Here is a 15764-nt window from a genome sequence, read left to right as displayed (position 1 = left end):
TCACACTGTCCACTGTGCTCATGCCCCGACCTGCACCTTCTCGTCGGTCCGCACCGTCAGCGGGGCGGGGCGCCGGCGCTGGAACTTGGCGCGGAACTTCGGCGACTGCGCCAGGCACAGGACGATGACGACGATCGCCTTGAACAGCAGCGTCACCTCTGGCGGTACACCCACCGTATAGATGGTGATGTCGAGGGTCTTGATGATGACCGCGCCGAGCACGGTGCCCGCGATCGAGAACCGGCCGCCGGACAGCGAGGTGCCGCCGATGACCACGGCGAGGATCGCGTCGAGCTCGATGAGCAGGCCGGCGTTGTTGCCGTCGGCGCTGGAGACGTTCGAGCTGATCATCAGCCCGGCGACGGCGGCGCAGACCGCGGCGAAGACGTACACACTGAGGATCAGCCACCGCGACTTGATGCCCGCCAGCCGGGACGCCTCGGCGTTGCCGCCGACCGCCTCCAGCAGCATGCCGAGCGCCGAGCGGCGCACGAACACGGCGGCCAGCGCGATGACCGCGGCGGCGATGAGCACGCACACCGGCAGGGACAGCCAGTAGCCGGCCCCGATCATCTTGTACGGCCCGCTGTTGACCGTGATGATCTGCCCGTCGGTGATGAGCTGGGCGAGGCCGCGCCCGGCGACCATGAGGATCAGCGTGGCGATGATCGGTTGAATACCGATCGTGGCCACGAGGAACCCGTTCCACGCCCCGAGCACCAGCGCGAGGACGATGGCGACGGCGACCGCCCCGAGTACCCCCGCGACGCTGCCCTGGTCGCCGAGGTCGCTGATGCGCAGGCACGCGATGGCGCCCGCGATGGCGACGACGGCGCCGACGGACAGGTCGATGCCGCCGGTGGCGATGACGAGCGTCATGCCGAGCGCGACCAGCGCGAGCGGCGCGGAGTTGCGCAGGATGTCGATGAGGCTGCCGTAGAGGTGCCCGCCGCGCAGCTCGACCTTGAAGAACGTGTGCGAGAAGAAGACGTTCGTCACGAGCAGGATGACGAGCACGGCGATCGGCCAGATGAAGCGCTTCATGCGGTACCGCCTCCCTCGGCGATTGCGGCCATGAGCCGGTCCGTGTCGACGTCGTCGGTGTTCGCCAGCTCGGCCACGATCCGCCGGTCGCGCAGGATCGCGATCTTGTGGCTGAGCCGGAGCACCTCCTCGAGCTCGGCGGAGATGAACAGCACCGCCATGCCCCCGTCGGAGAGCTCGGTGACCAGCCGCTGGATCTCGGCCTTGGCCCCGACGTCGATGCCCCGGGTGGGCTCGTCGAGGATCAGCAGCCGCGGCTCGGTGATGAGCCAGCGCGCCAGCAGCACCTTCTGCTGGTTGCCGCCGCTGAGGTTCCGCACGGGCAGGTCGGGGTTGGCCGGGCGGATGTCGAGGGCCTTGACGTACTTGTCGACGAGCTCGTCCTTGCGCTGCCGGGACAGCGGCCGGGACCAGCCCCGCGCCGCCTGCATGGCCAGGACGATGTTCTCGCGCACCGACAGCTCCTCGACGAGGCCCTCGGTGCGGCGGTTCTCGGAGCAGAACGCGATGTCGTGCTCCATCGCGGTGCGCGGACCGTGCATGGCGACCGGTTTGCCGTCGATGCTGAGCGAGCCGCTGTCGGCCTTGTCAGCGCCGAAGAACAAGCGGGCGGCTTCGGTACGTCCTGAGCCGAGCAGTCCCGCCAGCCCGACGACCTCACCCTTGTGGATCGTCAGGCTGAACGGTGCGATCGAGCCGCTCCGGCCGAGCCCCTCGGCCTCGACCACCGCCTCGGCGTTGTCGAGGCGCCGCTTGGGCTGGTCCTCGAGGCGCTCGAGGATGGCCAGCTCCTTGCCGATCATGAGGCTGACCAGCTCCAGCTGCGGCAGGTCGGCGACGACGTGCTCACCGACCAGCCGGCCGTTGCGCAGGATCGTCATCCGGTCGCAGATCTCGTAGACCTGGTCGAGGAAGTGCGAGACGAACAGGATCGCCATGCCCTCGTCCTTGAGCTGCCGCATGATGCGGAACAGCTGCTTGACCTCGCCGGCGTCGAGACTGGAGGTCGGCTCGTCCAGGACGAGGACCTTGGCCTCGACGTCGATGGCGCGGGCGATGGCGACCATCTGCTGCACCGCGATCGAGTACTGCGACAGCGGCGCCGAGACGTCGATGTCGAGCTCGAGGCGGTGCAGCAGCTCGGCCGCCCGCTTGCGCATGGTGCCCCAGCGGATGTGGCCGAAGGTGCGGGGTTCCCGGCCGATGAAGACGTTCTCGGCGACCGAGAGGTTCGGGCAGAGGTTGACCTCCTGGTAGACCGTGCTGATGCCGGCCTGGGTGGCCTGCAGCGGCCCGGTAAAGCTCACCGGGGTGCCGTCGAGGACGATCTCGCCCGCGTCGTTGCTGTAGACCCCCGTGAGCACCTTGATCAGGGTGGACTTCCCGGCGCCGTTCTCGCCCATGAGGGCGTGGACCTCGCCTGGCAACAGGCGGAAGTCCACGTCCTGCAGGGCCATGACACCCGGGAACTGCTTGGTGATGCCGGTCATGGTCAGCATGGTTCAGTCAGACTCTTTAGTACTTGCGGTCCGGGAGGGCGGCCTTGGCCTGCTCGGGCGTGAACTCGCTCTCCACGGTCAGGATGCGGGGCTCGACCGACTGGCCCGCGACGACCTTCTTGGCGAGGTCCATGAGCTGAGGGCCAAGCAGCGGGCTGCACTCGACGATGTGGTTGATCTTGCCGGCGGCCAGGGCGGTCATGCCGTCCTTGACCGCGTCGACCGAGATGATCTTGATGTCGGTGCCGGGCTTCTTGCCGGCCGCCTCGATCGCCTCGATGGCGCCCAGGGCCATGTCGTCGTTGTGCGCGTACAGCACGTCGATCTTCGGGTTGGCCTTCAGGAAGGCCTCCATGACCTCTTTGCCCTTGGCCCGCGTGAAGTCACCGGTCTGCGACGCGATGATCTTCAGGTTGGGGCTGCCCTTGATCGCGTCGGCGAAGCCCGACTTGCGGTCGTTGGCCGGGGCCGAGCCCGTCGTGCCCTGCAGCTCGACGATGTTCACCGGGTCGGTCTTGCCCTTGTACTCGTTGACCAGCCAGTCGCCGGCCTTCTTGCCCTCGACGACGAAGTCGGAGCCGAGGAACGTCTTGTACAGCGTGGTGTCCTTGGAGTCCACCGCGCGGTCGGTCAGGATGACCGGGATCTTCGCGTCCTTGGCCTCCTTGAGCACCGTGTCCCAGCCGGACTCGACGACCGGCGAGAACGCGATGACGTCGACCTTCTGCGCAATGTAGTTGCGGATGGCCTTGATCTGGTTCTCCTGCTTCTGCTGCGCGTCGGAGAACTTCAGGTCGATGCCCGCGGCGGCCGCGGCATCCTGGATCGACTTGGTGTTCGCCGTGCGCCAGCCACTCTCGGCGCCGACCTGCGCGAAGCCCAGGACGATCTTCTTGTCACCCTTGGGAGCGGTGCCGCTACCGGCATCATCGCTCTTCTCCCCGCCGCACGCGCCGAGCGCGCCGAGCAGGAGTACGCCGCCGACTACGGCAGCGGACCATCTCTTCAGCACTGCGTCTGTCCCTTCGGAGATAGCGTTAACGTTCACATCTACAGGCAGATGGCCACACGCCAGGGGTGTTCGGCGGTGACCCGGTGCCGCGTGTGGCCTGAATGCATTGGCCATCGCGGTTGTATTTCGAGAGTGTTAGCGTTCTCATCCCGGGCGTCAAGTAGCGGCGACCGAGATGTTGCCGGAAGGAGACACTCCGTGGCTGCAGCTGTCATCGGGCCGGACCGCGGCCGGCCTGGTCGCGTCGCGCACAGCGGCACCGGTCCCGACCTGGACGCCGTCGACCCGCCGCTGCGCAAGGTGGGCATGCGCGACGTGGCCCGGCTGGCCGGCGTCTCGCACCAGACGGTGTCGCGGGTCCTCAACGACCTGCCGAACGTCAGCGCGGCGACGCGGGAACGGGTGCTCGACGCCGTGCGGGTGCTCAACTACCGCCGCAACCTGGCCGCGCGCACGCTTGTCACGTCCCGCTCGCGCACCATCGGCCTGATCGGCTTCGAGACCACCCTGGCCGGCCCGGCGTCGATGATCTACGGCATCGAGAAGGCGGCGCGCGAGGCCGGCTACTACGTCAGCATCGCGACGGTACGCTCGCTGGAGCGCCACGCCGTGCTGGACGCGGTCGAGCAGCTGTGCGCGCAGGCCGTCGAGGGCATCATCGCGATCGCGCCGAAGAACTCGGTGGCCGACGCGCTGACCCAGGTACCGCTGGGCACGCCGGCGGTCGGCGTGGGCGGCGCCGACGACGGGTACGTGCCGATGCTGCGCGTGGACAACGTGCGCGGCGCCTGCATGGCGACGAGCCACCTCCTCGACCTCGGCCACGAGACCGTCCACCACGTGCCGGGCCCGGCCGACTGGCCCGAGGCGCGCGACCGCATCGACGGTTGGCGCCAGACCCTGCACGCGGCGGGCGCGCCGGTGCCGCCGATCGAGCCGGGCGACTGGAGCGCGCGGTCGGGGTACCTGCGCGGCCAGCACCTGGCCGCCGACACGCGCGTGACGGCGGTCTTCTGCGGCAACGACCACATCGCCCTGGGCGTGCTGCGCGCGTTCCACGAGGCGGGCCGCGCGGTGCCGGCGCGGGTGAGCGTGGTGGGCTTCGACGACACCCCGGAGTCGGGCTTCTTCCTGCCGCCGCTGACGACCATCCACCAGGACTTCGCCGAGCTGGGCCGGCGCAGCGTGGAACTGCTTGTCGCACAGCTGACGGGCGCGCAATCACCGGACCCGGGTCCCGTACACCTGTCGCCGCACCTGGTCGTCCGCGCTTCGGCCAACGCCGCCCCGTGATTCGTAGGGCCCCGGCCCGGTCTGGCTGCTGGAACGCCTCCGCCCCTGGTTAACACCGCTTCGGCACCGACATCGCCGCGGCAGTTTTCGTGACAAACCCGTTCCGCGCCTTCGCCGCCGAGTGGCCCTGACTGCCGACGCCGTTCCGCGCGCGGCGCTGACCGCCCACGCCGTTCCGCGCGCGTGACCCTGATCGCGCGCGCCGTTTCGCGCGGCGTGACCCTGATCGCGCGCGCCGTTCCGCGCGGCGTGACCTTGATCGCGCGCCGTTTCGCGCGGCGTGACCTTGATCGCGCGCCGTTTCGCGCGGCGTGACCCTGATCGCGCGCGCCGTTCCGCGCGGCGTGACCCTGATCGCGCGCCGTTTCGCGCGGCGGGGCTCTGACCGCGCGCGCCGTTCACGCGGCGGGCCCCTGGCCGTCCACGCCGTTCAACGCGTGGCTCTGACTGTCCCAGGCCGATCAACGCGGCGGGGCCGTGACCGCCGCGGGGGTTCGCCGCACCGCGACCGTCCAGTCCGTTCGCCACAGCGTGAGCGTCGCCGGCGGTCGGCGCCGCGTGAGCGTCGCGGGCGGTCGGCGCGTCACGGCGATGCTCGTCCTGGCGCTTTCGTCGTGGCCGGGCCTATCATCCCGCGCGTCCGCCCATCGGAGACGCAACCGTCCAGCCGCCCACGCCCCGCCCGGCACCGGGTGGCGCAGGCGCAGGCGCAGGCGCGATCGCCGAGGCGGAGGCGCGGCTGGCTGTCCGGCGCGTGCGCCGCAGAGTGGCCGTGGCCCCTGGCCACGATCTTCCCAGCACATTCGCGACGGCGTGCCGCGACCGTGACCGGCCCGCGCGCGTTCGCTGCGGCGTGGTTGCAGCCCCTATCGACCGTCGGACGCGTTCGACGCGGCGTGGCTTGAGCCCCGATCGACCATCGGACGCGTTCGACGCGGCGTGGCTTCAGGCCCGGCCGACCATCGGACGCGTTCGACGCCGCGTGGCTTGAGGCCCGGCCGACCGTCGCGCGCGTTCGTCGTGGCGTGGCCGTTGACCGTGCCGCGTGTGAGTCGACGTGCAAGTTTCACGTCGACTCAGGCCGGGACTCGCGCGTCGTTCGCGCTCGTCGATACGTCGTGGCTGTCGGCGCCGGCTTGGTGATGTGGCGGCCGTCCCGGGAAAGTTACGACCCCGGGGCCGGTGGCGTTCCGCTCTATTCACCGTACACCCCGCAACCTAACCGATCATGCCCCCCGACACGAGCGGCAAAGGCCCCGATGCGCGCAGTGACCAAGAGCCAAGACAGCGTCATTCTACGCGCGCGGCGCTGCTGTGCTTGCGCGCACGATCATGGTCGGGGCTACCCGCGGGTCCGGGGACGGGCGGTCCGGGCCCTCCGGCAGGTCGGCCTCGATCACGCGCAAGAGGGCCGCGATGCATCGCCGGCCCACCTCGTCGAAGTCCTGGCGGATCGTGGTCAGCGGCGGTGACAGGAACTCGGCCTCGGGGATGTCGTCGAAGCCGACGATGCTCACGTCGTCGGGCACGCGTATGCCGCGTTCGTGGAACGCGCGCATCAAGCCCAGGGCCATCTGGTCGTTGCCCGCGAAGACCGCTGTCACGTCGTCGCGCGTTGCCAGTTCCAGGCCTGCCTTGTAGCCGGACCGCGCGCTCCAGTCGCCCGTCATGAGCGTCGGCGCGGGCAGGCCCGCCTCCTCCAGCGTGATGCGCCAGCCCTCGATGCGGCCGTGGGTCTCGAGCCAGTCGCGCGGGCCCGAGAGGTGCCAGACCTTCTCGTGGCCGAGCTCGATGAGGTGGCGTACCGCCATGCGCGCGCCCGTCACCTGGTCGACCGAGATCGCCGGGACCTCGCCGCCCACGGCGGACTCGACGGCCACCGCGGCCATGCCCAGTGGCATGTTGTGCAGGGCCGCGGCCGCGGCGGTCTGGGGTGCGATGACCACGACGCCGGCTACGGACTGGTCGGCCAGGGCGTTGAGCGCCGAGACCATGCCCGCGTGGTCCACGCGCTCGAGGGTCACGATGCTCACGCCGTAGCCGGCGGCCCGCGCGGCGCGTTCGATGCCCAGCAGGGTCGAGGCCGGGCCGTAGAGGATGGTGTCGAACGAGACGACGCCGACGACCCGGGACCGGCGGCCGGCGAGGCCGCGGGCCATGGCGTTGGGGCGGTAGTTCAGCTGCCGGACGGCCTCGAGGACCCGCTCGCGGGTGGCGGGGCTGACGCTGGGGTGGTCGTTGAGGACGCGCGACACCGTCTGATGTGAAACGCCCGCGAGCCGCGCTACGTCGTTCATCACGGCGGCCCGGTTATGGCTGGTTGCGCGCATGTCCCTCCCCCGATGTTGATGTTAGCGCTGCCACGATATGCCCGTGTGGCACCAATGGCGTGGTGCCGGTCACTGGTTTGCCCGTTCGGCTGATCCACTGTGCCGCCTTCCCACACCACCCAACGAAATGCCCCGCAAAACGACAGGATTACCCGGCAAAGCCGGGCGCTCCGAAATGTTTTCGTCGATGTAATGTTCATCAACCAAGAGCACCGAACACTGACCTGCGTACATAGAAGGTTGACAATCGCGGTAGGCCCTGCCAGCGTCCCGAAAAGGTTTTCGTGACTAGGAAGGAGAAGCCATGCGACTACGCAGCCTCGCCGTCGTCGCCGGGGCCCTCGCGGTGCTGGTCGGGACTCCCGTCGTCGCGCACGCGGCGCCCGGGCAGGGCGACAACCTCGCCCGGTCGGCGACCGCCACCGCGTCGTACACCTCCCCCTGGGAGAGCGTCGCCGCGGTCAACGACGGCATCGACCCGGGCTCGTCCAACGACACCGTGAACCGCCGCTGGGGCACCTGGCCCAACACCGGCGAGCAGTGGGTGCTGCTCACCTGGGGCAGCGCCCAGACCCTGCGCTCCGCCGACGTGTACTTCTTCGACGACAACGGCGGCGTGCGCGTCCCGGCGTCGTGGCGGCTGCAGTACTGGACCGGCTCCGCCTACGCCGACGTCGCCGGCGCGAGCGGCTACCCGGTCGCGGCGAACAAGTACAACGCCGTGAACTTCAACCAGGTCAGCACCAGCCGGCTGCGGGTGGTGCTGCAGAGCGGGGCGGCCTCGGTCGGCCTGCTCGAGGTGCGCGCCTACGCCTCGGCGATCGGCACCACCGACCCCGGCAACCCGTCGGGCTGGAACCCGCCGGCGAACCTGGTCCAGCCGCTGAGCGAGGTGTGGACGCACGAGGAGACGACCTACAACGACCTCTACGGCTTCCGCAACTACGCCTGGGACCAGATCTTCGCCAACCGCGGCAGCATCAACTACTGCGTGCGGTGGGACTCCAGCGCCTCCGTGAGCGCCGCGCTGCGCGACCGGATCCAGGCGACGCTGCAGCGGCAGTTCAAGAAGTGGATCGACGTCATGGCGGGCCACAACGGCTGGCCGTACCAGCAGGTGCCGGTCAAGGTCGTCGGCTGGGCGGTGCGCGACCGCGCGCAGCTGCAGTGGACGGACAGCTCGGTCGACGTGTACGTCAACAACATCCGCGAGAACGCGCCCCAGTGCGGCGAGCCGTGCGGGCGCTTCTTCAACCAGAGCGGCAACTACCCGAACTGCCCGGGCGGGGCGTCGCACCACTACGACATGTCGCTGTGGCTCACGTCGGGCTTCGGCGGCGGCGCGGGCGGCGACTGGGGCCAGCGCATCGGCAGCGAGTACTACGTCGGCGCCCTCGACGCCGACAACGTCCACATCCTGCTCCACGAGATGGGGCACAGCTTCGGCCTCGACGACTTCTACGACTGGACGCCGACGGGCCAGTGCTGCTTCCTCATGAACGCGGGCTCGGCCACGCAGATCACCGACTTCGACGCGTGGATGCTGCGTGACTGGTGGCGGCACCTGAAGAACCGCTGGGGCTACTGACCCCGGAAGGGGGCGCGGCCGTCAGTGCGCCGTGCCCCCGTCGGCCGCCAGCAGCGTTGCCAGCTCCCGCAGCACCGAACGCCACTGTGCTTCCGGCTGCTTGGGCAGCACGTCGTCCCACATCACCAGGCAGGATCCCCGCAGCTGAGTCAGCCCCGAAGGCCGCGCCACGAACCACCAGTGCAGGTGCCGGGCCCCGTCACCGACCTTCGAGATGTGCACCCGGGCGATCCCGCCCAGGGCGAGGATGGCCCGCTCGATGCGCTGCTGCAGCGGTACGAGCTCGGCCGCGAGGTCCGCGGGCAGCTCGGTGAAGTCGACGTGGGCCCGCGGCCAGAGCAGCACGACGACCGGGATCGCGCTCGGCTCGCCGGCGTGGCGCAGCACCCACCGTTCGTCCGACCAGATCGCGTGACCGAGCGGGTCGCGGCAGACGTTGCAGTCGTCCGGGCCCGACTCCCCGGACCGCGCCGGCTCGGGTACGACCGGCGGCTCCAGGGTCTTGACCCTCAGGTCGCCCTCGAAGGGGAAGATCTCCCAGCCGGGGATGCCGCCTTCGAACGGCACGGGCGGTTCGCCGATGGGCAGGTGGGCGAGGAAGCGATCGGTCATGCCGAGGATCATGCCACCGTGCGGAACCCGGCGTTGCCCATGGACGAGTCTGGGGTGTTCGAGGAGCGGGCGGCGTTGCGGTACCGGTTGCAGTACGACTCGTGGCACAGGTACGACCCGCCGCGCAGCACCCGGGCCGAGCCGGACGCCGGGCCGGCCGGGTTCTCCAGCGGCGACCGGGCGTAGTAGCCGGCGTCGAACCAGTCGGCGCACCACTCCCACACGTTGCCGACCGGCTGCCACAGCCCGTACGCGTTCGGCTCGTAGCTGCGCACCGGCGCCGTCGCCCGGAAGCCGTCCTCGAACGTGTTGTGCACCGGGAACGTCCCCTGCCAGATGTTGCAGCGCACCCCGTCCAGCTCGTCGCCCCAGGGGTAGCGCAGGCCGGCGAGGCCGCCGCGCGCGGCGCACTCCCACTCGGCCTCGGTCGGCAGCCGTCGCCCGGCCCACGCGCAGTAGGCCTGCGCGTCGTGCCACGACACGTGCACCGCGGGGTGGTCCGGTGCAGCGGTGGAGCCGGGGCCGGACGGGTGCGCCCAGTCGGCCCCGCGCACGCCGAGCCACCACGGCGTCTGCGGCGGGCGGCCCAGGACGTCGTCGGGCGAGCCGGTGAAGAACAGATGGAACACGGCCGAGTACCCGAACGCCTCCGCCTCCGTGCGGTACCCGGTCGCCGCCACGAACCGCGCGAAGTCGGCCACGGTCACCGGGGTGGCGTCGATGCTGAAGGCTTCGAGGTGTACCGCGTGGACCGGCGTCTCCCCGTCGGGCCGCGCGCCGTCGCCGTGGGCGTCGCCCATCGCGAACGTCTGGGCCGGGATGAGCGCCTGTTCCAGGAGGTGCACCCCGCCGCCGGGCACAGCGGACGGTACCGGCTCGCGCGCCGGGCCGGGCGGCTGGCAGCAGGCGGACATCGTCACACCCCCGCCGGCCGGGGCTGCGAGGGGTGCGGCGCGTCGCCGAGCCGGGCCTGCTCGCGCCACATGGCCGCGGTCAGCTCGGCGCGCACGGCCCGGTAGGCGGGGTCGTGGTAGACGTTGTTCGTCTCCGAAGGGTCGGCGGCGAGGTCGTACAGCTCCCACTCCGGCGGATAGGTGAACGCCCCGGTGCCGGGCAGCCCGAGCCCGTCGTTGTAGAAGTAGATGAGCTTGTGCGTCGCGGTGCGGTACCCGTAGTGCGCCGGCGCCTTGTGGAACACGTCGTCGTGCTCCCAGTACCGGTAGTACATGCCGCTGCTGGGCGGCGGCCCCGGCGCGCCGAGCAGGTCCGGCCAGAAGCTGCGGCCCTGCATCCGCGGGTGGTGCCCGACCCCGGCCGCGTCCAGGATCGTCTGGGCCCAGTCCACATTTGTCACGATCTCGCCGAACACCCGGCCGGCCGCGAGCCTGCGCGGGTACGACAGCACCAGCGGCATCCGCAGGGACTCCTCGTACATGAACCGCTTGTCGAACCAGCCGTGCTCGCCCAGGAAGAATCCCTGGTCGGAGGCGTACATGAGCAGCGTGTCGGCGAACCGGCCGCGGGCGCGCAGCCAGTCGACGACCCGGCCGACGTTCGCGTCGACGGACGCGACGCAGGCGAGGTAGTCGGCCATGAACCGCTGGTACTTCCACAGCGCCTCGTCCTCGTAGGACAGTCCCGGCGGCGGGTCGGCCTTGAGGTCCTCGCGGCTGAGGTGCTCGGCGATGCGCATCGCGGCGCGGCGGGCCGAGGAGGAGCGGGTCGCGTAGTCGTCGAAGAACGTCGCCGGTACCGCCACCGGGTCCGCGGCGACCGCGCCGGGCGGCTCCCAGGGCCGGTGCGGGGCCTTGTGGTAGATGAGGACGCAGACCGGCGCGTCGTCCACCGTGGACATCCAGTCCAGGGCGAGGTCGGTGACGATGTCGGTGGCGTAGCCGGGCACCGTGCGCAGGCCGTTGCGGGACAGCAGGCGCGGGTTGTGGTACTCGCCCTGCTCGATGAACACGTCCCAGTAGTCGAAGTGCTGGGGGTCGTGGCCCGGCCCGTCGCCCATGTGCCACTTGCCGACCATGGCGGTGCGGTACCCGGCCGCCTTGAGCTGCGACACGAACGTCGGCTGGCTCGCGTCGATCGGGGTCACCAGGGTGGTGACGCCGTTGACGTGGCTGTAGGTGCCGGTCAGGATCGACGCCCGGCTCGGCGAGCACAGCGCGTTGGTGGCGAAGCAGTGCTCGAAGCGCCAGCCGAGCCGGGCGATCTCGTCGATGCGCGGGGTGGCGTTGACGACCGAGCCGTACGCGCCGATCGCGTGGGCGGCGTGGTCGTCGGTCAGGATCATGACGATGTCAGGCGTTGCCGGCATAGCTCGACTCGTCCAGGCCGCTCAGCGTCGGGTCGTGGTCCAGCTCGCCGACGTCGTACATCGAGGCCATCCAGTGGTGGAAGTTGTCGCCCCGGTCGCGCAGGAGCGTGTACAGCCGCCGCAGCAGGGCCGAGCGCACCGGGTCGAGCTCGGGCAGCGTGTACAGGTTGAGCAGCTCGTCCGGGTCGAGCTCCAGGTCGTAGAGCTCGTTTGTCGAGTCCGGGTTCACGACCAGCTTGTAGCGGTCGGTGCGCAGCATCCGCTGCGGGTACGGGAAGTGGTGGCCGTGGAACTCGGCGACGACGTCCGGCGGCCACTCCGGCGTCTCGCCCTGCACGAGGGGCACCAGCGAGCGGGAGTCGACGGGCTCGCCGGCCGGGATGCCGGCCAGTTCCATGATTGTCGCGGTGCAGTCGGTGAGGCTGACGAACTCGCGGCGCACCTGGCCGGCCGGGGCGCCCGGCACCCGGATGAGCCCGGGGGTGTGGTAGATGTCCTCGTACATCGCCGGGCCCTTGTCGTGCAGCCGGTGGGCGCCGGTGAACTCGCCGTGGTCGCAGGTGAAGAAGACCGACGTGTCGTCGGCGAGCCCGAGCTCGGCCAGCGCCGCGAGGACCCGGCCGAGCTGCTCGTCGATGAGCGTCACGTAGCCCTGGTAGACGGCGATGAGCTTGCGCGTCACCTCGATCGGCATGGTGTCGAACGTCCAGTGGGCGCTGTAGTTGCGCTGCACCGGCGGCTTGCCCTGGAACGTCTCGGCGACCGAGCGCGGCAGCTGCACTGTGGACGGGTCGACGAGGTCGAAGTACGCGTCGGGGACGATGTAGGGCAGGTGCGGCCCGAAGAAGTGCAGCGCCAGGAAGAACGGAGCACTTTTCACGGAGTACCGCCGCAGCATTTCGATTGTTCTGGTGGCCAGGTAGTGCTCGAAGGTGGCCTCGACGGGCTGGTGCAGGCGGGCCGCGAGCAGGTTCCCGGGCTGGCCGTTGGGCAGGGTGCCGCGGATGCGGTCGCTTATCGCGTACGGCGGCAGGCCCCGCTCGGCCAGGTAGCCGAGGTAGTCCGGGTGGTCGACGGGGTTGTGCCAGCCCGGCAGGTGCACGCCGTCCAGGCCGTAGTCGGCCGGGGTCTTCTCGGTGCCGGCGTGCCATTTGCCGACCAGACCGCAGTTGTACCCGTGCGAGCGCAGCGCCTGCGGGAACGTCCACGTGCCGTCGGGCAGGTCCTCGCTGTAGCCGACGTTGCGCTCCTGGTTCGCCAGGAGCTTGTGGCGGAACGGGGCCTGCCCGGTCAGCAGGCTGGCCCGGGCCGGGGTGCAGATGGCGGTCGGGGTGTACCACCGGTCGAAGCGGGTCCCGGTGCGGGCGAGCTCGTCCAGCACCGGGGTCCGCGCGAGCGGGTTGCCGTAGGCGCCGAGCGTGTCCACCCGGTGCTGGTCGGTCATGAGGAACAGGATGTTGCGGGGGGAACTCACTTGGCGGCCGTCCACTGCTCGCCCAGGTAGTAGGTCTTCGGGTCGGCCTTCTCCTTGAGCTTGCCGGCGCTGACGAAGAAGTCGCCCATGGCCGTGAGCCACTTGCCGACGGTGCCGTCGGCGGTCTGCTGGTCAAGCTCCTGGCTGGTCATCGCCTTGTTGAGGTCGGCGTCGGCCTTCACCGCGTCGGCGGGCTGCTTGGTGAGCTCGGCGACGGCGGCGATGACCTCGTCGCGGTGGGCGGCGCGGTAGTCGGTGGCCTCGCGCAGCACCTGGACGACCTTCTTCACGACGGCGGGCCGGTCGGCGACGGCCTTGTTCCCGGCCACGTACGCGTTGGGGAACTGCACCTTGTCCTTGAACGTGTCGTCGTCGGCGATCTCGACGAGGTTCGGCACGGACTTCTTGATGGTGGCGATCGCCGGGTACCAGAAGCCGGCGCCGTCGATCTGCTTCGACGAGAACGCCGAGGCGAGGGTGGCGGCGTCCATCGGTACACGCTGAATGTCCTTGTTCGTCAGCCCCGCGGCCTGCAGGGCCAGGGTGAGGATCATGTCGCCGGAGGTGCCCTCGGGCACGCCGACCTTCTTGCCGCGCAGCTGCTCGATCGAGGCGATCCCGGGCTGGGCGATGACCCGGTCGGCGCCGCCCAGGGTGTTTATCGCGATGATCTTCGCCTGGCCCGAGGCCGGTAGCCAGAAGGCGCCGGGGCCGATGTAGCCGAAGTCGAGGTCGCCGGTCTGCATGGCCTGGATCTGCACCGGGCCGGTGGTGAAGACCTTCAGCGTCGCCTCGAGCCCGTGCTTCTGCCAGAGCTTGAGCTTGTTGGCGATGGCGGGCAGGCTGCTGCCGTTGTAGTCGCCGATGTACCCGAAGGTGACCTTGTCGTTTTTGGTTTCGTTCTTGGGATCGTCACCACAGCCGGCGAGGACGGCGGCGGCCGAGCCGGCGAGCAGGCCCAGGAGTGCGCGGCGAGACGTCATGACGGAGTTCCTTCCTGATGGTGGACCGCGCTCCACACGCGGTTGCGCAGGGCCGCGAACTCCGGGCCGAGCCGGACATCCTCGGTGCGCGGGTACGGCAGGCCGACGTCGACGATCTCGACGATGCGGCCCGGGTTGGCGGCCATGACCACGACCCGGCCGGCGAGGAACACGGCCTCGTCGACGTCGTGGGTGACGAACATGACGGTGCGCTGGTCCCGGCTCCACGTCTGCAGCAGCTGCTCCTGCAGGCGGACCCGGGTGAGGGAGTCCAGGGCGCCGAACGGCTCGTCCATGAGCAGGATCTGCGGGTCGACGGCGTAGGCGCGGGCGATGGCGCAGCGCTGCTTCATGCCGCCGGACAGCGTCTTGGGCAGCGCGTCGGCGAACCGGGTCAGGCCGACGAGGTCGATGAAGTGCTCGGCCCGGGCTCGCCGCTGGGCCCGCGGCACGCCGGCGGTGCGCAGCCCGAACTCGACGTTCTTGCGCACGGTGAGCCAGGGGAACAGCGCGAACTGCTGGAAGATGACCCCGCGGTCGGGGCCGGGGCCCGTGACCGGTTCGCCGCCGACCCGGGCCTCGCCGCCGCTCGGCTGCTCCAGCCCGGCGACGATGTTGAGCAGCGTGCTCTTGCCGCAGCCGGACGGCCCGACGATCGCCACGAACTCGCTCCTCGCGATCTCGAGCGTGATCTCGTCGAGGGCCACGAACTGCCGCCCGTCGAGCGGGAAGACCTTCGCGACCGCGCGGATCGAAATGTCGGTGCTCATCGGCGCTCCTGCCAGGACGTGGCCCGCCGCTCCACGAGCAGCAGCACCCGGTCCATGAGCAGGCCGAGGACGCCGATGCAGATGAGCGCGGCGAAGATGGTGGGCCGGTCGACGTAGATCTGGGCGTTCTGCATGCGGTACCCGAGGCCCTCCTGCGCGGCGACCAGCTCCGCGGCGACGAGGGTGCCCCACGCCGAGCCGAGCCCGACGCGCATGCCGACGAGGATGTACGGCATCGACGCCGGCACGACCACCCGCGCGAAGATGGTCCGGGTCGGCGCGCCGAGCACCCGCGCCGCGTTGATCAGCGTCCGGTCGACGTCGACGACACCCTGGAAGGTGGCGATGACGCAGGACAGGAACGCGGCCACGTAGATGACGAAGATCTTCGGCTCCTCGCCGATGCCGAGCAGCACCACCACGAGCGGGATGAGCGCCAGCGGCGGTACCGTGCGGAAGAACTGCACCCACGGCTCGAACACGGCCCGGGCGACGGCGTACCAGCCCATGAGGAAGCCGACCGGGACGGCCACGGCGCAGCCGAGCGCGAAGCCGATGAGCACGCGGCGGAGGCTGGCGAGGATGTCGGCCTCGAGGGTGCCGTCGGCGAAGAGCTCGCCCATGCGCCGGGCCACCTCGACCGGGGTCGGGACGTTCTCGGCGGTGGCCGACCAGAGCCACCACACGCCGAGGCCCGCCACGGCCGAGGCCACGTTCAGCGCGAGCAGCGTGGGTTTCCGCTTGTTCGGCGCGGCTTCTCGCCCTTTGGACGCGGGCTCGCGCTCTTCGGGCTTGGGTTCTTGCTCTATCGGCGCGGGTTCTCGGTTTTTCGGCGC

The 15764-nt window shown here is 70.4% G+C and carries 14 protein-coding genes; 3 read left to right on the top strand and 11 right to left on the bottom strand.

The window, feature by feature from the left end:
• Nucleotides 1-18 precede the first annotated feature (18 nt).
• The 3 genes from AB0B76_RS07820 to AB0B76_RS07810 are packed head-to-tail and all read right to left on the bottom strand — an operon-like array spanning nt 19 to nt 3555.
• Nucleotides 19-1044: an ABC transporter permease gene (locus AB0B76_RS07820; RefSeq protein ID WP_360371104.1), complete on the bottom strand. Its 1026-nt coding sequence runs from the start codon at nt 1042-1044 to the stop codon at nt 19-21.
• Complete coding sequence (locus AB0B76_RS07815) at nt 1041-2543, bottom strand: sugar ABC transporter ATP-binding protein (RefSeq protein ID WP_360371101.1); 1503 nt, start codon at nt 2541-2543, stop codon at nt 1041-1043. Before AB0B76_RS07815 ends, AB0B76_RS07820 begins: the two co-directional genes overlap by 4 nt.
• A 16-nt stretch (nt 2544-2559) precedes the next feature.
• A complete protein-coding gene (locus AB0B76_RS07810; protein ID WP_360371098.1) occupies nt 2560-3555 on the bottom strand; it encodes an ABC transporter substrate-binding protein in 996 nt (331 codons plus the stop codon).
• A 198-nt stretch (nt 3556-3753) separates the two neighbouring features.
• Here AB0B76_RS07810 and AB0B76_RS07805 point away from each other — a divergent pair, with 198 nt between their 5' ends.
• Together AB0B76_RS07805 and AB0B76_RS07800 are read left to right on the top strand one after the other, a co-directional pair.
• Complete coding sequence (locus tag AB0B76_RS07805) at nt 3754-4848, top strand: LacI family DNA-binding transcriptional regulator (protein WP_360371095.1); 1095 nt, start codon at nt 3754-3756, stop codon at nt 4846-4848.
• 183 nt (nt 4849-5031) lie between these two features.
• The gene (locus AB0B76_RS07800; protein WP_360371092.1) at nt 5032-5163 is read left to right on the top strand and encodes a hypothetical protein; all 132 of its coding nucleotides are present in this window, start codon (nt 5032-5034) and stop codon (nt 5161-5163) included.
• Nucleotides 5164-6143: 980 nt separating this feature from the next.
• Here AB0B76_RS07800 and AB0B76_RS07795 read toward each other — a convergent pair.
• Nucleotides 6144-7145, bottom strand: coding sequence for a LacI family DNA-binding transcriptional regulator (locus AB0B76_RS07795; RefSeq protein ID WP_360371654.1), 1002 nt, complete (start codon nt 7143-7145; stop codon nt 6144-6146).
• A 337-nt stretch (nt 7146-7482) separates the two neighbouring features.
• On the opposite strand from AB0B76_RS07795, the gene AB0B76_RS07790 reads away from it, so the two are divergent.
• On the top strand, nt 7483-8766 hold the full coding sequence (locus tag AB0B76_RS07790) for a hypothetical protein (RefSeq protein ID WP_360371089.1): 1284 nt from the start codon (nt 7483-7485) through the stop codon (nt 8764-8766).
• Between the two features lie 21 nt (nt 8767-8787).
• Here the strand turns inward: AB0B76_RS07790 and AB0B76_RS07785 are convergent, their stop codons facing one another.
• Genes AB0B76_RS07785 through AB0B76_RS07755 form a run of 7 tightly spaced genes read right to left on the bottom strand, consistent with a single transcriptional unit; the run spans nt 8788 to nt 15641 of the window.
• Nucleotides 8788-9378, bottom strand: coding sequence for a hypothetical protein (locus AB0B76_RS07785; RefSeq protein WP_360371086.1), 591 nt, complete (start codon nt 9376-9378; stop codon nt 8788-8790).
• A gap of 8 nt (nt 9379-9386) precedes the next feature.
• Entirely contained in the window at nt 9387-10292 is a 906-nt protein-coding gene (locus tag AB0B76_RS07780) for a formylglycine-generating enzyme family protein (RefSeq protein WP_360371084.1), read from the bottom strand.
• Between the two features lie 2 nt (nt 10293-10294).
• A complete protein-coding gene (locus AB0B76_RS07775; RefSeq protein ID WP_360371080.1) occupies nt 10295-11701 on the bottom strand; it encodes a sulfatase in 1407 nt (468 codons plus the stop codon).
• Nucleotides 11685-13175, bottom strand: coding sequence for a sulfatase-like hydrolase/transferase (locus AB0B76_RS07770; protein WP_360371077.1), 1491 nt, complete (start codon nt 13173-13175; stop codon nt 11685-11687). The genes AB0B76_RS07775 and AB0B76_RS07770 overlap by 17 nt, the downstream gene beginning before the upstream one ends.
• The gene (locus AB0B76_RS07765; protein WP_360371075.1) at nt 13172-14158 is read right to left on the bottom strand and encodes an aliphatic sulfonate ABC transporter substrate-binding protein; all 987 of its coding nucleotides are present in this window, start codon (nt 14156-14158) and stop codon (nt 13172-13174) included. The genes AB0B76_RS07770 and AB0B76_RS07765 overlap by 4 nt, the downstream gene beginning before the upstream one ends.
• A complete protein-coding gene (locus AB0B76_RS07760; protein ID WP_360371072.1) occupies nt 14155-14928 on the bottom strand; it encodes an ABC transporter ATP-binding protein in 774 nt (257 codons plus the stop codon). Before AB0B76_RS07760 ends, AB0B76_RS07765 begins: the two co-directional genes overlap by 4 nt.
• Nucleotides 14925-15641 carry an ABC transporter permease gene (locus AB0B76_RS07755; protein ID WP_360371069.1) on the bottom strand — a complete coding sequence of 239 codons (717 nt, stop codon included), beginning with the start codon at nt 15639-15641 and terminating at the stop codon, nt 14925-14927. Before AB0B76_RS07755 ends, AB0B76_RS07760 begins: the two co-directional genes overlap by 4 nt.
• Nucleotides 15642-15764: the final 123 nt, after the last annotated feature.

The sequence above is a fragment of the Dactylosporangium sp. NPDC049140 genome, from assembly GCF_040648435.1.
The sequence above is the reverse complement of the archived record's forward strand: the minus strand, read 5'-3'. Positions and strand labels throughout refer to the sequence as shown.